General features: G+C 39.5%; 22 protein-coding genes. 8 read left to right on the top strand and 14 right to left on the bottom strand.

Annotated features, from left to right (window positions below; translation table 11 throughout):
• Window positions 1-2 precede the first annotated feature (2 nt).
• From smc to yycF, 5 genes are all read right to left on the bottom strand, one after another.
• Complete coding sequence (gene smc / locus ABP870_RS06910; protein ID WP_350014719.1) at window positions 3-3,548, bottom strand: chromosome segregation protein SMC; 3,546 nt, start codon at window positions 3,546-3,548, stop codon at window positions 3-5.
• Between the two features lies 1 nt (window position 3,549).
• Complete coding sequence (gene rnc, locus ABP870_RS06905; protein ID WP_350014718.1) at window positions 3,550-4,251, bottom strand: ribonuclease III; 702 nt, start codon at window positions 4,249-4,251, stop codon at window positions 3,550-3,552.
• Between the two features lie 135 nt (window positions 4,252-4,386).
• Window positions 4,387-5,196, bottom strand: a complete 810-nt coding sequence (locus ABP870_RS06900) for an MBL fold metallo-hydrolase (RefSeq protein WP_350014717.1) — start codon at window positions 5,194-5,196, stop codon at window positions 4,387-4,389.
• Entirely contained in the window at window positions 5,189-6,544 is a 1,356-nt protein-coding gene (vicK, locus tag ABP870_RS06895) for a cell wall metabolism sensor histidine kinase VicK (RefSeq protein WP_350014716.1), read from the bottom strand. The genes ABP870_RS06900 and vicK overlap by 8 nt, the downstream gene beginning before the upstream one ends.
• Window positions 6,537-7,244, bottom strand: coding sequence for a response regulator YycF (gene yycF / locus ABP870_RS06890; RefSeq protein ID WP_350014715.1), 708 nt, complete (start codon window positions 7,242-7,244; stop codon window positions 6,537-6,539). The genes vicK and yycF overlap by 8 nt, the downstream gene beginning before the upstream one ends.
• A 234-nt stretch (window positions 7,245-7,478) precedes the next feature.
• Between yycF and ABP870_RS06885 the strand changes: the two genes are divergently transcribed.
• From ABP870_RS06885 to ABP870_RS06870, 4 genes are read left to right on the top strand one after another with little or no spacing between them, the layout of a single operon-like run.
• Window positions 7,479-8,261 carry an amino acid ABC transporter ATP-binding protein gene (locus tag ABP870_RS06885; protein WP_350014714.1) on the top strand — a complete coding sequence of 261 codons (783 nt, stop codon included), beginning with the start codon at window positions 7,479-7,481 and terminating at the stop codon, window positions 8,259-8,261.
• Between the two features lie 16 nt (window positions 8,262-8,277).
• Window positions 8,278-9,105 (top strand): transporter substrate-binding domain-containing protein, encoded by an 828-nt coding sequence (locus ABP870_RS06880; protein WP_350014713.1) that lies wholly within the window; start codon window positions 8,278-8,280, stop codon window positions 9,103-9,105.
• 19 nt (window positions 9,106-9,124) lie between these two features.
• On the top strand, window positions 9,125-9,823 hold the full coding sequence (locus ABP870_RS06875) for an amino acid ABC transporter permease (RefSeq protein ID WP_350014712.1): 699 nt from the start codon (window positions 9,125-9,127) through the stop codon (window positions 9,821-9,823).
• Window positions 9,824-9,834: 11 nt separating this feature from the next.
• Window positions 9,835-10,482: an amino acid ABC transporter permease gene (locus ABP870_RS06870; protein WP_350014711.1), complete on the top strand. Its 648-nt coding sequence runs from the start codon at window positions 9,835-9,837 to the stop codon at window positions 10,480-10,482.
• Window positions 10,483-10,701: 219 nt separating this feature from the next.
• On the opposite strand, the gene ABP870_RS06865 is transcribed toward ABP870_RS06870, so the two are convergent.
• From ABP870_RS06865 to ABP870_RS06855, 3 genes are all read right to left on the bottom strand, one after another.
• Window positions 10,702-12,933: a DNA internalization-related competence protein ComEC/Rec2 gene (locus ABP870_RS06865; RefSeq protein ID WP_350014710.1), complete on the bottom strand. Its 2,232-nt coding sequence runs from the start codon at window positions 12,931-12,933 to the stop codon at window positions 10,702-10,704.
• Entirely contained in the window at window positions 12,926-13,597 is a 672-nt protein-coding gene (locus ABP870_RS06860) for a helix-hairpin-helix domain-containing protein (protein WP_350014709.1), read from the bottom strand. The genes ABP870_RS06865 and ABP870_RS06860 overlap by 8 nt, the downstream gene beginning before the upstream one ends.
• A 70-nt stretch (window positions 13,598-13,667) precedes the next feature.
• Entirely contained in the window at window positions 13,668-14,417 is a 750-nt protein-coding gene (locus tag ABP870_RS06855; RefSeq protein ID WP_350014708.1) for a lysophospholipid acyltransferase family protein, read from the bottom strand.
• A 143-nt stretch (window positions 14,418-14,560) separates the two neighbouring features.
• On the opposite strand from ABP870_RS06855, the gene ABP870_RS06850 reads away from it, so the two are divergent.
• On the top strand, window positions 14,561-14,749 hold the full coding sequence (locus tag ABP870_RS06850) for a hypothetical protein (RefSeq protein ID WP_350014707.1): 189 nt from the start codon (window positions 14,561-14,563) through the stop codon (window positions 14,747-14,749).
• 34 nt (window positions 14,750-14,783) lie between these two features.
• On the opposite strand, the gene ABP870_RS06845 is transcribed toward ABP870_RS06850, so the two are convergent.
• Window positions 14,784-15,314: an isoprenylcysteine carboxyl methyltransferase family protein gene (locus ABP870_RS06845; protein WP_350014706.1), complete on the bottom strand. Its 531-nt coding sequence runs from the start codon at window positions 15,312-15,314 to the stop codon at window positions 14,784-14,786.
• A 258-nt stretch (window positions 15,315-15,572) separates the two neighbouring features.
• Here ABP870_RS06845 and ABP870_RS06840 point away from each other — a divergent pair, with 258 nt between their 5' ends.
• A complete protein-coding gene (locus ABP870_RS06840) occupies window positions 15,573-16,337 on the top strand; it encodes a tRNA1(Val) (adenine(37)-N6)-methyltransferase (protein WP_350014705.1) in 765 nt (254 codons plus the stop codon).
• Window positions 16,330-16,590, top strand: coding sequence for a GIY-YIG nuclease family protein (locus tag ABP870_RS06835; protein ID WP_350014704.1), 261 nt, complete (start codon window positions 16,330-16,332; stop codon window positions 16,588-16,590). The genes ABP870_RS06840 and ABP870_RS06835 overlap by 8 nt, the downstream gene beginning before the upstream one ends.
• 123 nt (window positions 16,591-16,713) lie before the next feature.
• On the opposite strand, the gene ABP870_RS06830 is transcribed toward ABP870_RS06835, so the two are convergent.
• The 5 genes from ABP870_RS06830 to ABP870_RS06810 all read right to left on the bottom strand — a co-directional run bounded on the left by ABP870_RS06830 (window position 16,714) and on the right by ABP870_RS06810 (window position 23,655).
• Entirely contained in the window at window positions 16,714-18,306 is a 1,593-nt protein-coding gene (locus ABP870_RS06830; RefSeq protein WP_350014703.1) for a DEAD/DEAH box helicase, read from the bottom strand.
• Between the two features lie 903 nt (window positions 18,307-19,209).
• Window positions 19,210-19,590, bottom strand: coding sequence for a PH domain-containing protein (locus tag ABP870_RS06825; protein ID WP_350014702.1), 381 nt, complete (start codon window positions 19,588-19,590; stop codon window positions 19,210-19,212).
• Between the two features lie 318 nt (window positions 19,591-19,908).
• Window positions 19,909-21,453, bottom strand: coding sequence for a peptide chain release factor 3 (locus tag ABP870_RS06820; RefSeq protein WP_350014701.1), 1,545 nt, complete (start codon window positions 21,451-21,453; stop codon window positions 19,909-19,911).
• A 138-nt stretch (window positions 21,454-21,591) separates the two neighbouring features.
• Window positions 21,592-22,278, bottom strand: coding sequence for a YwaF family protein (locus ABP870_RS06815; RefSeq protein WP_350014700.1), 687 nt, complete (start codon window positions 22,276-22,278; stop codon window positions 21,592-21,594).
• Between the two features lie 6 nt (window positions 22,279-22,284).
• Window positions 22,285-23,655, bottom strand: coding sequence for a UDP-N-acetylmuramoyl-tripeptide--D-alanyl-D-alanine ligase (locus ABP870_RS06810; RefSeq protein ID WP_350014699.1), 1,371 nt, complete (start codon window positions 23,653-23,655; stop codon window positions 22,285-22,287).
• Between the two features lie 334 nt (window positions 23,656-23,989).
• On the opposite strand from ABP870_RS06810, the gene ABP870_RS06805 reads away from it, so the two are divergent.
• Window positions 23,990-24,556 (top strand): folate family ECF transporter S component, encoded by a 567-nt coding sequence (locus tag ABP870_RS06805; protein ID WP_350014698.1) that lies wholly within the window; start codon window positions 23,990-23,992, stop codon window positions 24,554-24,556.
• The last annotated feature ends 111 nt before the right edge of the window (window positions 24,557-24,667 follow it).

Here is a 24,667-nt window from a genome sequence, read left to right as displayed (position 1 = left end):
GTTCAATCCACACCTTGTATTTGCTCTGCTTCTTTCAGCTTCACTGACAGAACTTGTGATACACCTGATTCCTGCATAGTCACTCCATAAATACTATCAGCAGCTGCCATTGTTCCTTTGCGATGAGTAACTACAATAAATTGACTAGATTTGTCAAAACGATTGAGGTAATCGCCAAAACGCTTAACATTAGCTTCATCTAATGCGGCCTCGACCTCATCCAGAATAACAAATGGGATAGTTTTCACACGAATAATAGCAAAGAGTAAAGCCAGAGCCGACAAGGCTTTTTCACCCCCTGACATGAGATTGAGTGATTGAATTTTCTTACCAGGTGGTTGAACCGATATGTCAACTCCTGCAGAGAGCAAGTCCCCATCCGTCAATAGCAAATCAGCTGAACCGCCACCAAACATCTGGGTAAAGGTTTCTTTAAAAGATGTTCGAATAGCCTCAAAGGTCCTTTTAAAGCGACTGGTTACTTCTCCATTCATCTCAGCAATTGTCTCTAAAAGCATGTCCCTAGCCTTATCCAAGTCAGCTTTCTGACTAGACAAGAAAGTCAACCGTTGCCCAACATCATCGTATTGTTCGATAGCATCCAGATTGACAGGACCCAAAGCTTTGATGGCTTTTTGCAAATCCTTGAGAGTTAATCTAGCCTGATTAATATCTTCAAGTGACGCAACCTGCTCTTGTGCTTCTGAGAAAGAGAGTTGATAGGAATCGACCAAATCTTGCGCCAGTGCTTTTAAGCTTTGTTTCACTTGCTTTTCTTGTGTCTCAAGCTCAGCCTGATCGCGAATAGACGTTTCATTTTGCTGGCTTAATGTCTGCAAGCGTTCTGCGATATCTTCGCCTTGCGCTTCCAAATCTTCCAGTTCAAAACGCAGACGAATCTGCTCTTGCTCCAACATGGTCTTACGCTGCTTGGCTTCTTCTAGTTGATTCTGCCACTCTGGGATTTTATCTACCTCGAGGGCATCATTATGGTGAGACAGACTGTAAGCTAGATTTTCAGCCAAATCTTTGGCTTGTTGTAACTCTTCTTTTTGCTTGTTGACATCACGAGAAAGGTACTGTCTTTCCCCTTGAAGTTCACGCTCTGATAATTTCAACTCAGATAAGGAATTCTGCAGTTCTTGACGCTTCGCTTCAATGCTATCCTTATCGGTCTTAATAGCTTCAATATCTTGATTAAGTTGCTCTTTATGAGTCCGAATCGCTCCTAACTTAGCCTCTAACTCTTCCTTAAACTGATGATCCCCTGATGCTGTCAATTCTTGCTGATTAGCCAGCTTGGCCTGATAGAGTTTATTGAGATCAGCAACCTGGCTAGCAGCTTGTTGATAAGCAAAGTCTGCTTTTTGTTCGGAAAGCCTAGCTTCCTCGCCATCTTGCTTCAATTCTGCTAATTGTTGATTAGCTTGATCTAAAACAGCTTTTAAGCTAGCCAATTCTTCTTCATCGGCCTTAATTTCAGAAGACAGCTGAGCAATGTCAGTCTCTAATTGATCCAATTCTGGCTTGACAAAAGTAGTGTTCTTCTGACGATTAGCCCCACCGGCAAATGATCCACCGGGACGCAATTCAGTACCATCAAGAGTAACAATACGCACTTGATACTGAAACTCACGCGCAGCCTTGTTAGCATGATCAATGGTATCAAAAACGGCCGTCATACCTAAAAGATTTCCCATAATATTGTTCAAACGACTGTCATAGCTTACCAGCTCTTTGGCCAGACCAAGAAAGCCAGCTTGGTGCCGTAACTTATCCCCAAAGACAGGCTTTAAAAAACGCTCTTTAATGGTTGTCAATGGAAGGAAGGTCGCACGGCCATGGCGTCCTTCTTTCAAAAACTGAATGGCCTTTTTAGCCGTTCTTTCATCTTCAACGATGATATTTTGAGCCGATCCCCCCAAAACAATTTCTATCGCTGTTTGGTGCTCTGGCTTGAAACTCAAATGCTCACTGACAGCACCAACAATACCACCAAGACGCTCACTATTTTGCAAGACAGCTTTGACCCCAGCAAAAAACTGACTATGGTTTTTTTGAATATCTTCTAGACTGTTACGTCGAACTGTCTTTCCTTTTAAACGATCATACTTATCAAAAAGAGCCTGTTGATGGTTTCGATAACCTTCTTCATACTTTTTTACAGCCTGAAATTGATTCTGATAATCGTTCAATAAAGCTTTTACAGCTTCCTTGGCTGTTTCAAAGTTAGCTAGAGTTTTTTGAGCTCTCTCAGTCATTGCTAAACGACGCTCTTCCAAGTCTCGTAAGTCAGCTTGGTTTTGTTCGGACTGTTGCTTCTCCTGTAACAGTTGATTTTCCAAAGCAGTTAATTGGTTGGAAAAATCAGCTTCTTGACCCATGAGATCGACAAACTGCTCACGCAAACTTTCGATAATCTGATCAGGCGATTGGGCAAAATCCTTCAACTCAGCTTCTTGCTGCTCAATAGCCTTAGCTTTCTCCTGGCTGTCACTAATAACCGCATCCCGTTTTTTTTCAAGCTCTTTGATTGATGCTTCTAGGTGGCTAATCAGTGTTTCTTGCTCACCAAGACGAGTTTTCAAATCGCTTTCTTTTTCCTGTGATTGTGACTGTTGTAGCTGGTTCACTTGGATTTGCTTCTCCAAGTCTGCCATCAAACGCGTCAAAGCAACCAAGTCATCCTGATGCCGCTGGGAATCTTGGGAGAGTTGATGACGTTTGGTCTTGAGACTTTGATTGGTCGCTTCCATTTTTTGACGTTCTTGATGGTAAGCTTCAAGCTTGCTTCTAGCCACATCTAATCGATCAGCTAAGGTTTGCAACTCTTCCTTGCCTGAGCAAATGTCATGAACAAGAATCTGTAAGTGCAATGCTTTTCTCTCACCATCTAGAGCTAGAAACTGTCTAGCAGTCTGCGCTTGTTTTTCCAAAGGACGAATCTGCTGTTCCAATTCATAGATAATATCTTCCAAGCGATCTAAATTGTCCTGGGTTTGCGCTAATTTGGTTTCAGTTTCTTTTTTGCGTGTTTTGTATTTTAAAACCCCAGCTGCTTCTTCAAAAATAGCACGACGGTCTTCAGCCTTGCTATTAAAAATTGCCTCAACACGACCTTGGGAGATAATCGAGAAAGAATCACGACCCAAGCCAGTATCCATGAAAAGATCGTGAATATCACGTAGGCGAACTTTTTTGCCTTCAATCAAATAATCACTATCTCCATTACGGTAAATGTGACGTTCAACTGACAGTTCTTCCGGTGCATCTTTAATAAATCCATCGCTATTATCAAGAGTAACACGAACCTGTGCGTAATTAAGAGGACGGCGTGTCTCAGTTCCTGCAAAAATCACATCAGGCATCTTACCGCCACGCAAACTCTTAGCAGAGGATTCTCCCAGTGCCCATCGTAAACTTTCTGTAATGTTTGATTTCCCTGACCCATTTGGCCCTACGACAGCCGTCACTCCCTGGTCAAAACTGATATTGGTCTTATCCGCAAAGGATTTAAACCCTTGAATTTCAATTTCTTTTAAATACATCTTAGTCCTCACCTAATTGGTGGAGTGCCTTTCTAGCAGCTTTCTGTTCTGCTAGTTTTTTAGAACGGCCCTTACCGTTACTCAATTCCTTACCGTTTGCAGTGACACGAACTTCGAACCACTTGGCATGAGCAGGGCCTTCTTCACCGATAACCTCATAACGGATTTTGATATCACCATCAACTTGAAGTTTTTCCTGAAGGGCTGTTTTGTAATCTTTAACTTGCTCATACTGACCTTTTTCTACCTTGGGAATCATCACCAAATAAAGGAAAGATCTCACTGTCTCTACCCCTTTATCTAGGAGCAAGGCGCCTAAAAAAGCTTCAAAAAGATCTCCAAGAATGGTGTCTCGATGCCGACCTCCAGACTTCTCTTCTCCCTTGCCCAGCTTGATAAAGGCATCAAAGCCACAATCTTTAGAAAATCCTGCTAAACTCTCCTCACGGACAATCATAGAGCGTTGTTTTGACAAATCCCCTTCTGGCTTATTAGGGTATTTTCGATACAAATAATCGGAAATGATCAATTGTAGAACGGCGTCTCCTAAAAACTCCAAACGCTCATTGTGTGAAATGTTTAGGAGGCGATGCTCATTAGCATAGGACGTGTGGGTGAAAGCAGTATCCAGCAGACTACTGTCTGCGAACTCAATTTGAAAATCTGCTTTTAATTTTGCTTTTAGCTCTTCCAATTGTTCCATAAAATTTCCCTTTTTCTATTTTAAAATAAGTGTCACTCAAACCATTTTTCAAAATGACCATCACTTATCTTCGTAATCTTTTCTATTATACCAAAAAAATAGCCCAGCTCTTATGGCTAGACTGTAAATTCTATATTAAATATCTGTTAATGGTGTTGCTGTATCAGGCGATGTATCCAATACCTTAAAATCATGATTAACCCCTAAGTCAGCCTCCATGAGATTAGATTCCATGGTCATATGAGCTAATTCTTTGATATTATTTTCCTTACTCAAGTGTCCCAAATAGATCTTTTTGGTACGATTGCCAAGAGTATCGATCATCGCTTGAGCTCCTGCTTCATTGGATAAATGTCCAAAATCAGAAAGAATCCGTTGCTTGGTTTTCCATGGATAAGAACCAGCTCTAAGGATGTCAATGTCGTGATTAGACTCGATGAGATAGCCATCCGCATTAGCTACAATCCCAGCCATGCGATCGCTAACATAACCCGTGTCAGTTAACATGACAAAACTTTTGTTATCTTTCATAAAACGATAAAACTGAGGGTCAACCGCATCGTGACTGACACCGAATGATTCGATATCAATATCTCCAAAAGTCATCATTTTTTCTCGCGAAAAAACATGCTTTTGACTGTTGTCAACCTTACCAATCATGTTACGCGCGTCTATAACTTCCCAAGTTTTTTCATTAGCATAAACATCAAGATGGTATTTACGAGCCAAAACGCCAACACCCTTGATGTGGTCGGAATGCTCGTGTGTGATCAATATGGCATCTAAATCTTCAGGTCGTCGATCAATTTCAGCTAAAAGACTGGTAATCTTCTTACCAGTCAGGCCCGCATCAATCAACAGACGTTTTTTTGGTGTCTCCAAATAAAAAGCATTACCTGTCGACCCTGAAGCTAAAATACTGTACTTAAATCCTTTATCAGTCACCTTGGTCTTCAGTTACCTCCCATTCTTCATCTACTTCTAAAATATTCTTTTCATACGGTAAGACTATGGTGAGGGTTGAGCCCTTGCCGTAGTCACTTTTGGCCCAAATAAAGCCATTATGTTGTTTAATAATCTCTTTGGCAATAGCAAGCCCAAGACCAGTGCCACCTTGTGCACGACTCCGAGCCTTATCGACCCGATAAAATCGATCAAAAATAAGTGGTAAATCTTTCTTTGGAATCCCAAGACCTTGATCAGAAATCGAAATAATTAACTGAGTTTCAGTTGTTCGCATGCTAACTGTGATCTCACCACCATCAGGTGAATACTTGATAGCATTATTAATAATATTATCAATAACCTGTGTCATTTTGTCATTATCAATCTCAATCCAAACAGGCACCAAGGGGTAATTTCGAATAATGTCATAGGATTTACCAGCTTGCGTTTCCTGAAGTTTGATCTGATCGAAACGATTAAGGATATAAGTTATAAAGGCTGTAAAGTTAGTCAATTCAACCTCTAAATGCGAATTATTATTATCAATTCGTGATAGGGACAGCAAATCAGAAATCATCCGCATCATCCGGTTAGTTTCATCCAGAGACACACGAATAAAGCCAGGGGCAACCGGTTCCTTTAGGGCACCTTCATCAAGGGCTTCTAAGTAAGATTTTACCGATGTTAGAGGCGTTCGTAGTTCATGGCTAACGTTAGAAACAAAGAGGCGACGTTCGCGTTCTTCTTTTTCCTGCTCAGTAGTATCATGAAGAACAGCAACCAATCCTGAAATAAAACCACTTTCTCGCTTAATCAAAGCAAAGTTAATCCTTAAAACAGTAAACTCACCAAACTCATCGACTCGATTGAGAGTTACCTCAGGTGTTTTCGTGATCAAATCATGATAAGTATAAGAAGTCTCTTCCAATAAGGTCATAATATTGACGGAAATATCCTCTTCTTCTGACAAGTTTAGCTGCTGTCTCGCCATGTCATTGATCATAATGATATTGCCACGGCGATCCGTCGCTAAAACACCATCACTCATATAAGACAAGATACTGGAAAGTCGATTTTTTTCTTGTCCTAAATTTTCATGAGTCAATCGAAACACTTCCGATAAATCATTGAGGTGTTCTGCCAAAGTCCTAACTTCTGCTGAACCACGTGTCACTTGATTAACAACGTACTCACCCGAAATCAATGACTGAACCTGCTCGGTCAATTGCTGCACCCGTCGGCTGTTAAGCGAGTCATTGATGATTAAAAAAACATAAATCAGGACTAAGATAGACATTAGTCCTGCAATAATTAAATCTCTAAATGTAAAAATAAATTGATCAGTCATGAGCTTTCATAAAATAACCCACTCCACGGCGAGTTAAGATATATTCTGGTCGGCTTGGCGTTGTTTCGATTTTTTCACGCAAACGACGAATGGTTACATCAACTGTGCGAACATCACCAAAATAGTCATAACCCCAAACCGTTTCCAGTAAATGTTCACGCGTCATCACCTGACCAATATGTTGCGCCAAATGGTAGAGCAATTCGAACTCGCGATGTGTTAATTCAACTTCTTCACCATTCTTTTTAGCAATAAACGCTTCTGGTAAAATCTGAAGGTTACCAATTTCAATTTCTGTCGGTGAGGAGTGAAGCGATTCTTCTGCCACTGTCTCAATGGTTTCAACACGGCGTAATTGCGCTTTAACACGTGCCAGTAACTCACGGTTAGAAAAAGGTTTTGTAACATAATCGTCAGCGCCAATTTCTAAACCAATCACTTTATCAAATTCAGAATCCTTAGCTGATAGCATAATAATAGGCGTATGACTTGTTTTACGGATTTCTTTAGCTACTTCGAGACCATCGATACCTGGAAGCATCAAGTCTAGGATAACCAAGTCGGGCTTAACAGCTTCGAATTGTTGAACAGCTTCATTACCATCGAAAGCCGTCTCAATGTTATAGCCTTCCTTACTAAGATTAAATTTTATAATATCTGAGATGGGTCTCTCATCATCCACGACAAGAATTGTTTTCATATTAATACCTACCTTTTTTCTGATTATATCAAATTATCCCTCAAATGGAAAACGTTGACTATAAAAAGACCTTATGTCATCGATTGTTATCCCTTTTCAAAATGAGGTACTAGATTTTATTTCAATTTTCAGAATATTTTAAGTTAATAATTGACAGTTCAAAACTAATATGTTATAGTAACTTATCTTTGTTATGTTTTCTAACGTAACAATTTAATACAAAAGGAGTTTCTAATGGCACTTATCGAATATAAAAATGTTGAAAAATATTACGGTGACTACCATGCTCTTCGTAACATTAACTTAGAGATTGAAAAAGGTCAGGTCGTTGTTCTCTTAGGTCCTTCAGGATCAGGTAAATCAACACTTATCCGTACCATGAATGCTCTTGAATCTATTGAAACAGGTAGCTTAAAAGTAAACGGTCATGAATTAGCCAACGCTAGCAGTAAGGACTTGGTTCAACTGCGCAAAGAGGTTGGTATGGTTTTCCAACACTTTAACTTATATCCTCATAAAACAGTGTTAGAAAATGTGACTTTGGCACCTATAAAAGTCTTAGGCATGTCTCGTTCAGAAGCTGAAGCTATTGCTGAGAAGTATCTGACTTACGTCAACATGTGGGATCGTAAGGATTCCTACCCAGGTATGCTCTCTGGTGGTCAAAAACAACGTATCGCTATCGCTCGCGGACTTGCCATGAATCCTGAGCTACTTCTTTTCGATGAACCAACCTCTGCTCTTGACCCAGAAACGATCGGAGATGTTCTCGCTGTTATGCAAAATCTAGCTGCCGAAGGGATGAACATGGTGGTCGTTACTCACGAAATGGGCTTTGCCCGTGAAGTAGCTGATCGTATTATCTTCATGGCTGATGGCCAAATCTTAGAAGATACTACTGACGTTCTTGGCTTCTTTGATCATCCTAAAGAAGCACGTGCACAACAATTCCTCAGCAAAATTATTAACCATTCCAGTGAAAAAGTTACTGCTAAGAAAAAAGAACGCAAAGCGTAGTCAAGGAGGATGTGAGATGAAATCAATCAAAACATTTCTTATCGCTTGCTTATCATTGGCACTAGTCTTATCTGTCATTGGTTTTTCGCCAAAAGTTAAGGCAGAAACAACTGAGCAACTCTTGTCTTCTAAAGTCATTAAACGGATCAAAAAGGCTGGCGTTCTCAAAGCTGGCGTTAAACAAGACGTTCCCAATTTTGGCTATTTTAGTGCTGAAACAAACCGCTACGAAGGTATGGAAATTGACATTGCACGTAAAATCGCTAAAAGTCTTGGAGTTAAAGTAGAATTTACCGCTGTGACAGCTCAAACGCGCGAAGCTGTTATCGATAACGGTCAAGTTGACATCGTTATCGGAACCTATACCATTACCCCTGAACGTCAAGCATCTTACAGTTTTAGTGAGCCATATTATACTGACGAAGTTGGTTTTTTAGTTAACAAATCTAGCCACTACTCTTCTATCAAAGATATGGACAAAGCAACCATTGGTGTTGCTCAGGGATCGACAACAAAAGGCTTGATTGAAGAATACGCCAAGGCCAATGATTTACACTTCAACTATGTTCAGCTTGGTTCCTATCCCGAACTAGCTATTTCACTTTACTCCAAGCGTATTCAGGCCTTCTCAGTTGATAAATCAATTCTAACAGGCTACCGTAGCCAGAAAACAGCCATTCTTGAGCAAGGATTTAATACACAAAGTTATGGCATTGCTAGCAAACAAAGCCACAAAGCTCTAACAAACTATATCAACAAGCTCCTTTCAGACTGGTCCAAAGATGGCAGTTTGACAGAAATCTACCAAAAATATGATTTAAAACCGGCTAAAGCCCAACATTAAGAGAAAGGAAGCATTATTTATGACCTATTATTTAGTAACAAGTCCCTTCGCCCTTTCTCGTTGGGGTGACTTTTTCGCCAACTTCGGTGATTTCGCCAAAGGTTTCGTATATACCTTAGGCATGTCAGTAGGCGCCCTGCTTCTCTCCCTTATCCTAGGATTAATTTTGGGGGCTATGTCATCTTCTAAAAATAAGACCCTAAAAACAATTGCCCGTGTTTATGTTGAACTCTATCAAAACACACCGCTTCTGGTCCAATTTGTCGTTGTTTATTATGGTTTGGCAATTATGACTAACGGTTTTATTATGATTTCAGCTTTCTGGACGGCCGTTATCTGTGTTGGGATTTATCACGGTGCCTATATATCGGAAGTTATCCGTTCTGGGATTGAAGCTGTTCCTAAAGGACAAACCGAGGCTGCACTTTCTCAAGGCTTTACCTACAAAGAAACGATGCAACTCATTATCCTACCACAGGCTGTTCGAACCATCTTACCTCCGATGACTAATCAAGTGGTTAACCTGATCAAAAACACCTCAACAGTTGCCATTATTTCAGGAGCTGATATCATGTTCGTCTCAAAAGCCTGGGCCTACGAGACCACTAACTACGTTCCTGCCTTTGCCGGAGCTGCACTACTCTACTTCATCGTCTGCTTCCCACTGGCAACATGGGCGCGCCGCAAAGAAGAAGACAATAAAAAAGCATATACCTAGGAGGATAAACGATGTCAGTTTTAACACCAACCAATATTAGCTTTATCCTTCAAGGACTTTGGTTGACCCTTTACATCTCATTTTTGTCGATTGTATTTTCAACTATTATTGGCACCGTACTAGCTGTTATGCGTAACGGGAAGAACCAAATCCTTCGCTGGATATCAAGCATCTATATTGAATTTGTTCGTAACGTTCCCAATCTCCTTTGGATTTTCATTATTTTCTTGGTTTTCCAAATGAAGTCAACCCCAGCAGGGATTACAGCTTTTACTGTCTTCACATCAGCTGCTCTTGCAGAGATCATCCGGGGTGGTTTAAACGGTGTGGATCACGGTCAAACCGAAGCTGGTTTATCGCAAGGAATGACACACTGGCAAATCTTCATTTACATTGTCTTTCCACAAGCCATTCGTAAAATGTTGCCAGCTATTATTTCGCAATTCGTAACTGTTATAAAAGATACCTCACTCCTTTATTCTGTTATTGCCTTGCAAGAACTTTTTGGAAAAAGCCAAATTCTAATGGGAAAATACTTTGAGCCAAGACAAGTGTTCACGCTTTACCTTATCATCACAGCCATATACTTTATCATCAACTTCGCCATATCGACCTATTCGCGTCGACTGGCAAAAAAATGGGCACAAGGAACTGAATAACACAAAATCCACATGACAATCACTCTCATGTGGATTTTGTGTTTCAGCTTTGTAAGGGAAACATCTCTATTGCTATTGCCAATCCTCTTATCCTTCAGCTCAAGCTTTTCTCTGATAACCGACACGACCACAACTCTAGCTTTGATTTATTTTTAAAAGGAGGCAATGGAAAATAGCTCAAGGAGCCTGACCATTTTGATAGAGCATCTTACGACATACCTATCGAACTGTTTCAATTTTCCAATGGGCTACTCCTCTATAACGAATAGCACCTTCTTGGTCAGTGCGATAGACTGTCATCTTTTCGACATCAAATCGTTCCAAAGTTTCATCATTAGGATGATGATAACGATTATTAAGACCTGCTGATATTAAGGCCTCTGTGGCATTGATATGCCTTAAAAACTTCGGATCAGAAGAACCTTTAGAGCCATGATGCCCTGCTTTTAAAACATCCACTGGTAAGCTAGGATACCTAGTAAGCAAGGCTTTTTCTCCTTCAACTTCCAAATCACCAGTAAAAAGAAATCTTTTATCAAGCAACTTACCGTACAAGACAAGAGAATCATTGTTGCCTCCATCCCCCTGAGACCAAGGATAAAGAACATGAAGAGATGTCCCCATAATAGGAAGCCGATCTCCTGCCTGAATCAAGCGCACTTTTATCTTTAATGCTTGTAACTCTTTCACAAAAGATGACTTGGTCATAGCCCCAGGACTAATCAAAATTTCCTTTATCTTGAAGTGCTTGGCTAAAACACCAAGATCTCCCATATGATCTGTGTCAGTGTGAGTGATTAACAGTTGGTCAATCGTCGAAATACCACGACTTTTCAAATAAGGGATCGAAGTCTTTTCAGCATTAGACCTTATCTGTCGCTTACGCCACTCCTCTTTCTGTGTAAAATCAACTCGACCACCAGTATCGATCAGGAGCGTTTTCCCTGCCATATCCCTAATCAAAATCGAGTCTCCTTGCCCAACATCCATAACGGTGACTTCATTTTCCAAAGGATTTTTCGTCAGAGCAAACAAACAGAGGCTAGCTAATAAAAGGGCATATCTAAACTTTTTTTCTTTCCAAAAGTCATGTAAAGCAGCCAAAAAAGTAAGTATTAGAATAAGAACTACTAAGCTGGGACTGCCAAAAACCAGGGGCTTTGCCGATAGCTGAGCTGTCCATTTGATAACTGACTCTAAAACAAGAAATAAGGGATTACAGAAGCTCAAAGATAGCAAAGGACTAGCTAATAACACCAGACTTAACAGAGGTAACAAAAGCACATCAAAAATCACTGAAAAGCATGCTGTTAAGATGATGGATAAAGGTTGAAAACTCCCAAAATAAAAGATCAGTAATGGCAAGATACCAAATGATAAAACCAAACTCTCAACTACTGCTTTACGACGACCTGATAGTGATTCTAAGTTAAGTCTTGACAAAATAAAAGCATAAGCAAAAGATAAAACACCACCCACAGTCTCTAGAAAATGAGGTGAAAGGATAAAGAATATCATTATCGTCAGTCCTAAATTGTCCCACTTACGAAACCCAAACTGACCAAGGATAGCTTGAAGTAAACTACGCACAACTGAAACAGTAAAACCGGTTAAACCAGCATACAGAAAAGAAAAAGGCAAGAGAAAATAAGTGAAATGTTCCCTTAAAACACCTAATCGCAGAAGGAACGTTCGGAAAATACCTATAAAAAAGCCTACTTGCATCCCCGAAAGGGCAAAGAGATGAATGATCCCCAAGTCCGTGTATATATCACTCATCTCATCAAAAGACTTGTCCAAATAACCCAATAAGAGCCCTGTCATATAATGCTTCATAGGAGCAGGAAAATTGTGATTGATATGAACTAGGAGCTGGCGCCGCCACACTCTTACCCACTCTATTGGATTTTTAGGCTGTTCCACTTTAACAGACGTAATAGCAGTGACCTGCGCAATGCCGTAAATCCCCTCACGCTTCAAGTAAGTGGCATAGTCAAATCCTTTGAAATTGCGTTGACCAACAGGTTTCTCGACTTTTGCGGCTACATTTAAACTCACCACTTGGTTGAGTGCTTGAAAATACTTTTTTTCCGATAAAGTCTGCAATTGATAATAAAACTGATACGTTTGTTGTCCCTGAATGGCACGCCCTGAAAGTAAATCACCATCTACTGAAAGACTATCAGGAATTAGACGTAATTCTGAAACCTGGCTAGGCAAGCTCTCTTCTAATGTATGTTGCCTATGATCAATCCAAACAAAATAAAGCGAAAATACAGCGATCATAAGCAAGGTCTGCCAAATCGTCTTTTTCTGGTATTGCTTGATAAGACATATGAGAGCAACCGCTGCTAAAAAAATAGCAACCCAAGATTTGGTAAAAATAATAAAGTAGGTCAACATTACTAAAAAAGCCAAATACATTGGCTTTAACAACCTAATCTCAATCAACCGTCACTTCCTCACGCAATTTTTCAAGTGTCTTGTCACCAATACCAGAAACATTTGATAGGTCGTCAACCGATTGAAAACCACCATTGCTATCACGGTAATCTATAATATCCTGAGCCCGCTTTTGACCGATACCAGAAATAGTCTGTAAATCAGCTAGCGTGGCCCTATTAAGGTCGACTTTGCCGGCAGAGGCTTCAGAAGAATCTGTTAAGTTTTGAGGAGCGACACTCGAGCCGATAACTGAGATATTTTCACCCTGACTCGCCACATAAATAATGGCTTCATCACTTAGTTTCTGAGCAAAATTGACAGACTTTCGATCCGCATCTTCTCTTAATCCACCTGCCAATAAAATAGCATCATTAACACGACTGTCACTCGATAAGTCATAAACGCCTGGCTTTTTGACGGCACCCTTAACATCAACCGTGATCACAGCCGATGATTGTGATTTTTCCGCTTGAGAGCGTTCTTTCGAGGGCATCGTTGTGCTACTGATGTTTTCTGACTGCCCTGACCATGACGGTAAAAGCTCTTCCTTAGTGTCCTTTGAAGGATTTCCCAAGAGAAAAAGACATGTCATCAGCAGTAAAATAACCAACCCTCCCAGTCCCACGACAATTTTGTTAGTATGGATTTTTTCTAATATATCCTCAAACATGATATTCCTCCTATTTATTTATTCGAAAGCAAAACAAAAAAAACTCCAGAAAATCTGAAGTTTTTGGGTACTAAGGTTTTTTGACAGTCTTTTCAGGATTCCAAATAAAACTAGCTATAAAACTAAAAATAAGTGTTATAAAGACGGCAAACAAAGCTACAAAGCCCAGTGGGATACGATAGATCAAGGTCAAGGGATTGCGCTTCATCTTTGTCGTACGATAACTGTCATTTTCAGCATCAAGCCGATCAAATTCTGCTTGAATGCGACGAGCGACTTCAGCGATTCCCTCATCATTCATACGGCGAATATCTGAAATGTCAATAGGATTCCCAAAGTTCATATCTACTCGCTCACCATTTAAAAGACCTCCAGGTGTCATTGGACCAGCGTAGGCAGCCGGCATAATCTTAACTTTTGCCATCTTAGCAATGACGGCAACACCGCCTTTAACGTCTTGCGAATGGCGACTTCCGCTTGGAAACATGACAAGCGAACGATTAGACTTCTTGAGCATCTGAATAGGGTACTTAATTGCTTCTTGGCCAGGATTGTCACGGTCAATTGGAAAAGCACCACACATACGAATCCACCAACCAAAGATACGATTGGTAAACAATTCTTTCTTAGCCATAAAGATAAACTCTTTGGGACGTGCTGCGAAAGCCATATAAACAGGATCCCAAAAAGTTCTGTGAGGTGCTACTAGGATATAATTGTCATCAGCGGGTAATATTTTCTCTTCATTGTGGTAGTGAGCATTGCCATTACAAACCCAAAGTAAAAAGACCACTAAACCACGTAAATAAGCATAAAACATGTTATTTCCTCCATACAAAGTCTTTTTATTATATCACGTTATGAACATTTATAAAATAGTCGAGTTGGAAGGTAATAGTAGGGTGTTCTTGCTTGACTATTGAAAACCTTTTCTATATGATGACAGTAAAGGAGGATGATCTAATGAATCAATTCGAAGCTTTTAAAACAACCCTCTCAGAAGATAGTCTCAAAGCTATTTACGATGAGACAAAGCTGGAAGTTGCTGGTGATAACTTAGAAGGCACAGAAAGCTTTTCAGCGGCTCTAGCAACACAAATGGCTATCAATCTTGTTGAAAAATACCACGATTGGCTCAATAGCAATCCCTAAACTTAGGTCCAGCGACCTAAGTTTTTTATTCCTCCTACTTTAAGCGTGTATTAGGAATGATGACTTCTGCCAAAAGACGATTCTCCTCACGAATACGAAGCATCAAGGCAATAGCGTAGAAGGGAATAATAATCACTGCGGATACCCAAGCGTGTCCTAAAAGGCAGATACCAATTAACTCTGGCATAATATTTAAATAATAATTAGGATGTTTGACCGTCTTAAATAACCAGTGATCCACAAACTGATGATCATTAACCACCATCAATTTAATCGTCCAAATATCCCCTAACAAACTTGTCACTACTTTTAATATCGCTAGTGAAAAAATCATCAATGATAAGCCTAGTAAAGATGTTGCATCAAAAGTAGGCTGACGAAGAGAAATTTCAATAGCGACAGCCAGGTAAAAACCAATATGCAGTATCGTAATGACCTTAGAAACTACCGCGCCATATTCACGACCTCCATTGGCTAGAATCGCTTTTTCGTTTCGAATAGATAAGCGTAAAAAGAGCAATCGCATAACAAACATTAGACAGAGACATAAATAGATTAAAGACATAGACATTCCTTTTAAGATAAAATATATGGAAATTCTAGAGGAAATTAGTTTAACTGTCAAGGTATATTTTGCCATAAAAATCTGATAATGTTATATTTAGAATCTTTTAGGTATCCTTCAAGTCAATTGTTCAAAGATAGATACCCCTTTAACTTTTCTGATTACCACATCTTTTTTAAACAATTTTAATCAGAAAATCAAAACTAAGAAAAGCAAGGACAAGGGTACAGTCAGTCTTATTTTTGCTATAATAGAATCATGTCTCAATTTCCATTAAAACAGGGAGAGCGTATCGATCAGCTCTTCTCAACAGATGTTAAAATCATTCAAAATAAGGCTGTTTTCAGCTACTCCATTGATAGTGTACTATTATCTCGCTTTCCAAAAATACCATCAAAAGGACTCATTGTAGACCTTTGTTCAGGAAATGGTGCTGTCGGCCTCTTCGCTAGCACACGAACCAAGGCTCCAATTACCCTGGTTGAACTCCAAGAACGACTGGCTGACATGGCACGCCGTTCTATCCAACTCAATCAGCTAGAAGAACAAGTAACAATGGTTCAGGATGATCTTAAAAACCTCTTAGAGTACGTCCCTCGTTCTCAAGTTGACCTCATCCTCTGCAATCCACCTTACTTTAAATCCACCAAAACATCCAAGAAAAATCTCTCTGAGCACTACCTGTTAGCACGACACGAGATTACTACCAATTTGGAAGAAATATGCCAAGTCTCAAGGCATGCTCTTAAATCCAATGGGCGTTTGGCCATGGTCCATCGACCTGACCGTTTTTTGGACATCCTTGATACTCTGAGACGTTATAATTTAGCTCCTAAACGTGTTCAGTTTGTCTATCCTAAAAAAGAGAAGGAGGCTAATATGCTCTTGATTGAAGCCATCAAAGATGGCTCTATTGATGGTTTGAAAATTTTACCACCACTCTTTGTTCACCAAGATAACGGGAATTATACTGACGAGATTTTTGAGATTTATTTCGGTAAAAAAGGACAAAAGCATGACTAAAATGAAAGCCTTTATGTACGTCTTAGAGTGTGCTGATAAGACTCTCTATACTGGCTACACGACAGATGTGCAACGACGCCTAAAAACCCACAATGCTGGTAAAGGCGCCAAATATACGAGAGCTCGTTTACCCGTAAAACTCCTCTATCAAGAAGGCTTTATCAGTAAACAAGAGGCCCAAAGCGCTGAAGCCTATTTCAAGCAAAAAACACGACAGCAAAAATTAGAATATATTAAAAACAATAAGGTGTGAAACTAGGTTTTATAGGGTTACTACCTTATTGTTTCTTTCATAAAAAAACAAAAAACCAGCGATCCTCTCCCTGATTGCTGGTTTAATATGATTTTTAGATATTACTTTGGTTTGTTCTACTAATTATCTCTCACCTTTGTTGCGAATAACAAAACCTGTTTTCTTTTCGCTAGAGGTATTTTTATGTGATTTTTTATTATCTTGACGACGGTTATCTTTTTTAAATTTATCGTCACGACGCTTGAAATCACGGCGTCCACCATCACGATTATCACGACGGCGATCACCGCGTCCACCACGACGACGGTCGTTATCACGCCCACCACGATTACGATCACGGTTACCACGACCGCCCTTGCCTTTACCACCACCTGATGGTTTGAATGGTAAAGGTTTTTCACGTGCAATTTCAACATCTGGCATGCTATCTGGATCTTGAACTGTTAAACTCAAAACATAAAGTGCCAATTCCTCAGGAGTGAATTCCTGTGCTAATTGGATCGCATCACCTTTAAATTTTTCGAAGTTGGCACGGATAGACTCATCCGCAAAATCACGTTCGATTTTCTTGAGAGCTACCTTCTTCTTAGCTTGGAAAGCCTCTTCTGCTGTTGCAGGTTTTAGACCTTTCATAGCTTTTTTAGTCAATTTTTCAATCATTGACAGGTAACCCATCTCATTTGGTGAAACAAATGTGATTGACTCACCTGATTTCCCAGCACGACCCGTACGACCGATACGGTGAACGTAGCTTTCAGGGTCTTGTGGAATATCATAGTTATAAACGTGTGTGACACCAGAAATATCCAAACCACGTGCTGCTACATCTGTTGCAACAAGAATATCAATTTGATCATTTTTGAAATCACGGATTACACGAAGGCGTTTGTTTTGATCTAAATCTCCATGAATCCCTTCCGCGCGGAAACCGCGAAGTTTCAGCCCACGTGTCAATTCATCAACACGACGCTTTGTGCGGCCAAAGACAATGGATAATTCTGGTTGATCAACATCCATAAGACGAGTCATGGTATCAAATTTCTCTTGCTCTTTAACACGAACATAGTATTGATCAACGTTTACATTGGTTAATTCTTTTGCTTCAATCTTAACATGCTCAGGTTCTTTCATGAACTTCACACCAATTTGCTTGATGGCGTCAGGCATTGTCGCTGAGAAAAGCAGCGTTTGACGATTTTCTGGAACACGACTGATAATAGCTTCGATGTCTTCCAAAAAGCCCATGTTAAGCATTTCGTCAGCTTCGTCAAGGATCAATGTTTCAACATTATCCAATTTCAAAGCTTTACGTTTAATCAAATCAAGCAAACGTCCCGGAGTACCAACAACAACGTGTGCCCCTGATTTTAGGGCTTTGATTTGTTTTTCAATCGATGATCCGCCATAAACGGAACGTACTTTAACGCCTTTATCACGTCCAAAACGGAATAGTTCTTCTTGTGATTGAACCGCTAACTCACGTGTTGGGGCGATGACCAGAGCTTGAATGACATTACGATCAGTCGAAATTTTATTAAGTGTTGGCAAGCCAAAAGCAGCAGTCTTTCCTGTACCGGTTTGTGCTTGACCAATCACATCTTTACCTTCCAGTGCGAGTGGAATCGTCAACTCTTGGATAGGTGATGCTTTTTCAAAACCAGCGGTTACAACGGCTGCTTGGATATCTTGACTAAGGTTTAATTCTGTAAATTTCAAATGTTTCTCTTTTCTAAAAGTGGTGCGAAGCCACTCTATTAAGCTGGTGCAGATAATTGGCTCACTAAAAGCCAGTTCAAATCCTTATTAATGATAAAAATTTGGCTGATCAAAGTTTTGTAACTTTTCTAGCCAACACATCTGCTAGTAATTATGACAACTTATCTAGTGTAACACAATCAGTGATAAATTGATAGATATTCTGTTTATAAAGATTATAAACACGTTTTCATAGAATCCTTGATCTCTTAATGATTCCTTTTTTCAACTATTGAACTATGAAACCAAATGTTGCCAGACATAGACAAATAGTCTAAAAAGAATAATTACTAGAACAATATAATTTAAGATAAACAAACCCTTTTTTAAGCGCGATAAGGCATTAAATGGGACATTGGCTACAACGACTAAACCAGTAAAGCCTGCTAAGAGCCCCAACCACTGACAGATATAAGTAAATGTAAGACTATTAGCAATTGCTAAGCCTATCACGGACCATAGAAATAATAATTTCATTTTCTTTAATGATCCATAAACCTTGGTCGTATGGGGCATCAGCATGAAACAGCCAATGACCGCGAGAAGATATAGGATTGGTAAAAATATCATTTCTGATGCGTGCCTTCTCTCCTTGTTTGTAATACAGTCACATGTTCAACCTTATCTCTATATAAGGTAACAATGCTTTAAATGAACATTTTATCTAATTTTGTTTAGTATAACACACAAAAGATACTCTTTCAACACATATTTGTAATTTTTGTAACATAACAGAAACATAATATTTAGAAAACTCTTTAACTTTCAAACATAAAAAACAGTAAAAGCCCTTAGAGAAGGAACTCTAAAGACTTTGTCTTCAATCTGAGTCAATACCAAGAGGAATCGGCTTGTTTTTATGCTTTATTTTAAAACTGCTGCTGCCAAGGCTTGTTGAATCTGAACGATATTTTTATCACTCTTAAACTGTAATATTTCTGCTGGTTCAACCGCAGATGAAATCCAAATCTTCAGCTCCGCATCCAAATCAAAATGTCCAGATGTTTCAACAGTAAATCGCGAAATGGAACGGTAAGGAATTGATTTATAGGAAGTCTTCTTCCCGGTCATTCCTTGTTTGTCCACTAAAATAAGACGCTGTTCCGTAAATACAATTAAATCCCGAATCAGGGCAAAGGCTAATGACACTTGTTCTCCTGGAACAAGCACGTCCCTCAATTGTTCTTCAACTTTGTCATTATCTTTCTGTGATGCATTTCCTAAAAGACCTGAAAATATACCCATTTTCTTTCCTCGCTTTATCTTTGTTTTCCTCATTGTACCAAAATTAAGAATAGGCTTCTGACTTTTACTGTTCAAAAATACCTGACTAAGCCAGGTATTTGGTAATGATAAAAAAGAGCAGGTGTGTGAGATACTTCTAGATAGCTAGCAGTTTAAAGACGCTGATAAAAGTCAGTCAAAATACTCCCATTGCAATGGTTCATGCTATATTTCCACTGATGAAAAATGAATATCGCTACTCGTAATCCCCCTACACACCCCTCTCCCCTTACGAGAGAAGATAGTAAAATCAACTCGATGATTGATTGCTGTTTTGCGCTACATTTTTTCTTCTAGCACCACTTCCGGGTATTTGTCAGCAAACCAACGAAGGGCAAAATCATTTTCAAATAAGAAGACTGGCTGATCATAACGATCTTTAGCTAAAATGTTTCGGCTCGAACTCATGCGTTCATCTAGATCTTCTGGTTTAATCCAACGAACAGTCTTTTTACCCATAGGGGTCATAACAACTTCTGAGTTATATTCCCCCTCCATGCGATGTTTGAAGACTTCAAATTGAAGTTGTCCAACAGCACCAAGCATGTATTCGCCTGTTTGGTAATTTTTGTAAAGTTGGATAGCTCCTTCTTGCACTAGTTGCTCAATGCCTTTGTGGAAGGATTTCTGCTTCATGACATTTTTAGCCGCCACTTTCATGAAAATCTCTGGTGTAAAGGTTGGTAATGGTTCGAATTCAAATTTCTGTTTGCCAACCGTTAGTGTGTCTCCAACTTGGTAGGTCCCTGTATCGTAAATACCGATAATATCCCCAGCGACAGCATTCTCAACATTTTCACGTGATTCTGCCATAAATTGAGTCACATTAGAAAGCTTAGCACCTTTCCCTGTACGTGGAAGATTAACACTCATCCCGCGTTCAAATTCGCCTGAAACGATACGTACAAAGGCGATACGGTCACGGTGACGAGGATCCATATTAGCTTGGATTTTAAAAACAAATCCAGAAAAATTCTTATCCAGAGGATCAATCAGCTTATCTTCAGTTGTCTTGTGTCCATCTGGCTCTGGCGCAAATTCCAAGAAAGTATCAAGGAAAGTCTGCACCCCAAAATTGGTAAGAGCTGAACCGAAGAATACTGGCGTCAAATCACCTTCAAGAATAGCTTCTTGAGAAAAGTCATTACCAGCTTCACTTAACAGTTCAATATCTTCTTTTGCTTGCTCATAGAAGGGATTATTCGCAAAGAGATTATCACCATCAGCGATGTCTGCGAAACGCTCATCACCTTTATAAAGTTCTAAGCGTTGATTGTGAATATCGTAAAGCCCCTCAAAAGATCGACCCATACCGATTGGCCAGTTCATCGGATAAGACGCAATCCCCAAGACTTCTTCTAACTCTTCTAAGAGATCCAGTGGTTCACGACCATCACGGTCTAATTTATTGATAAAGGTGAAAACAGGGATGTTACGATGCTTAACAACCTCAAAAAGTTTTTTAGTTTGAGCCTCAATACCTTTGGCAGAATCCACAACCATGACAGCAGCATCCACAGCCATAAGGGTACGATAAGTATCCTCTGAAAAATCCTCGTGACCAGGAGTGTCCAAGATATTGACACGTTTGCCAGCATAGTCAAACTGCATGACAGATGACGTTACCGAGATCCCACGTTGTTTCTCGATATCCATCCAGTCAGATTTAGCAAAGTTACCCGTTTTTTTCCCTTTAACGGTACCAGCTTCACGGAGCTCGCCACCAAAATAGAGTAATTGTTCTGTAATGGTCGTTTTACCAGCATCCGGGTGAGAGATGATAGCGAAGGTACGACGGCGTTTGATTTCGTCTTGAATTGACATGATTATCCTTTTCTAGTCGGTTAAATAGTGAGATTAGATGACTGTTTTTCATTGATTGTCTTGCTTCAGGTGCAGTATAAAAAGAGCTACACTATTAGCAACTCTTTTATTATAGCTAAATAAGGATAGTCTAGCAAGTCAGGCTCTCACGGTCAAACGGTCAATTTCTCTTGACATCAGTCTTTGAACTAATGTCATTAAGATTGAAATGACCAGACTAACAACCAAAAGGTTCAACATGCCATTCTGACTAGCTAAAATCGGAGTTTCACGTAAAAAACCATAGTTGGCTTGAAAGATTAGATCAACCGCACCAATAACTACATTCAACAAAAATGTCATTTGAAAGATGTTTTTAAAAGAAAGTTGAATACTAGCTTCATTTTGATACAAATAAGTCAGACAGTTAATCAACAAGGCCATATGCCCAACAACATAAGACAAGATAGTCAGATGAGGAAATGGATAGGGATCAAAAACAGGATAGCAAAGAGCGCAGACAGCTCCTGCTACTCCAAGGTAGGCAAAGTAAGTTTTAAACCTTCCCTTGGGTAAAAACAGGATGGCTAGCGTAGCCATGCGACAGTGGTAAAGAGGAAGACATTCTGTGATATCGAAGTGCGCTAAAAGGTACCAAGCATACAAGGAAACAATTTGAAGATATTGGACGTTTTTCCAAAAAGTCCTATAACCAGGCATGGTATAACAAAACCGGGTCATGCCAAAGGAAAAGATCACTAGCGACACAAGAAAGCTACAAACAACAGGTGTAACTCTGGGCGCGTGACTCGCCGCACCAGTTATCATTGATGAGATTGTAAACATATTGACCTACTTAGTTTTTTCTAGGATTGCTACCATATCAGCCAAGTTCATCGAATGACTTCCTTTGAGCAACATTTGATCATTTCTCTCTAGGTTATTAAGAATTGCTTCAGATAATCTTTCAAAGTCATCCTTTTTGGCAGATTTTTCGAAGAAGAACACTTGATTCTCAGGGAATTTTTTTCTAGCTAAGTCTGAAAGAGATCTAATATCTTCCCCGTAGAAGAAAAGCATATCAATACTTTCAGGAGATAGACTATCAATAATACTTTCATGAAGGGCAATTGAAGCATCACCAAGCTCTTTCATATCCGCAAGAACCGCAAGTTTTTTGCCTCCTTCATTTTTAGGGATACTTGAGAACGTTTCTAAAATCAGTTTCATCGCTGTTGGATTAGCATTGTAAACATCTGATAGGATATCAGCACCATTAGCAGCTTTTTTCCATTCTGTACGATTTTTAGTGAGTTCTAAGTCTCGGAAAGCTTGATAGATATCTTGATCTGCAACCATCAACAATTTAGCTACATAAGCTGCTACCATAGCATTTGTGGCATTGTATTTTCCAGTAACTGGTAAGAAAACGGAGTCTTCCAAGAAATTGGTTTTAAAAGTCAAAGAGTCTTTTGATTCTTGAAGCTCTGTGATAAAGATATCTTCATCCACTCCAAAACGAATGGTTGGTTGATTTTCAGGTAAATAAGCATTGACGATAGTATCTGCTGGAGCAATTAAAATGCCATCACTGTCCATCCCATCCGTGATTTGCATCTTACCTTCTGCGATCTTGTCTCTGTTCCCAAAAAACTCCAAATGAGCTTCCGCTACTAAAGTGACCACACCAATACGTGGCTTAGCTATTTCCGATAACAACTTAATATCACCTAAACGATCCTGCCCCATTTCCAAAACAAGTTTTTCCGTATTGTCTGGCATGTGGAGAACAGTATAAGGTAGCCCAATTTCGTTATTGTAATTACCTTGTGTTTTATACGTATGATAAGTCGTTGATAAAAGCTGAGCAATCATATCCTTAGTCGTTGTTTTACCATTTGAACCTGTCACTGCAATAACATCGACGCGACTACGTTCAATGTAATAACTGGCTAGCGTTTGAAACGCTGTTAAACAATCATCAACCAATATAAAAGGATGATTTTCAACCACTTTTTCAGAAAAAGTAGCTAAGGCGCCGTTTTTAAAAGCTGTCTCGATAAAGTCATGACCGTCACGCTGACCTTTCAAAGGAAGAAAAAGATCTCCCTCGCTAATGTTGCGCGAATCAAATTCAATCTGACTCAGGTCCACATCTTCAAATTCTGTAATATCATTTTTTGCGCCGACAACTTTGGCGACTTCATGTAATCGTAATTTCATCTTACAATCCTTCTTGTTGTTCAATAATGTTTCCATTATATCATAATTTTTCAAAGAGTTTTAAATGAGGAGAAACACCACTTGTCCAACTTCTTTCATAAACTATACTGAACCTTGTTATTTTGAAAACTTGTGATATGATAAATAAGGCTGTTCTTACAGCTAACAGGGGCAGGGATTGGCCTCAACTTTTCTGTGACTAGCTATCCGTAATCTAAGGAGTCAAAACGCTCAGTCATTCACTATGGTCACTGTTAGTTTAGCATCAATCGTCTCAAACAAGAGTCCTGAATTGCTACTAGCAAACCTACTATCTCTTCGAGGTTTTTTGATCATGAAAACATTATTAACTTTTCCAAAATTAAGTGTTCGCCGCCTAGCAACTATCGGAATTTTGCTAGCCCTTAGTTACTTGGTTGGACGACTTTCCATTACTATTATCCCAAAGCAACTAGTGCTTAGTTTCACCTTTATCCTCGAAAGCATTATCGGTAGTATTACTGGTCCTCTACTAGGGTTTTTAACTTTGGGTGTTTTTGATCTTATCGATACGCTCTTTTCTGAGAAAGCTGGCATGTTCCTCATCGGTTGGACCATTATGGAAGCTATTATGGGATTCCTCTACGGCGCCTTCTTTTACGGTAAGTCATTCAGTTGGTCATCTAAGAAAGATTGGATTTATGTTTCTTTGGCTATGACTGTTATCACCATCTTAGGGAGTTTCATTATGACTCCTTGGTTAATTCAACACTATTACCATGTTCCTATTATGGCACAATTCGTCGCAGGTCGTTGGATCAAAATAGTTGAAATTCCTATTCGTATCTTGGTAACGATGACAGTCTTCCCTCAGTTGAACCGTATACCAGAATACCGCAAACTCTTAAATCCCCAAAATTAGCAATCCATTAACGCTAATGCTATCAAATAAAAAAATCATCCTGAAAACTATTCCAGTTGAAAGTAAACTCCTTAGAATTCATTTTCTAAGGTTTTTTGGTGCTGCACTGGA

The organism is Streptococcus jiangjianxini (assembly GCF_040225085.1).
In the GTDB taxonomy this organism is placed as follows: Bacteria; Bacillota; Bacilli; order Lactobacillales; family Streptococcaceae; genus Streptococcus; species Streptococcus jiangjianxini.
The sequence above is the reverse complement of the archived record's forward strand: the minus strand, read 5'-3'. Positions and strand labels throughout refer to the sequence as shown.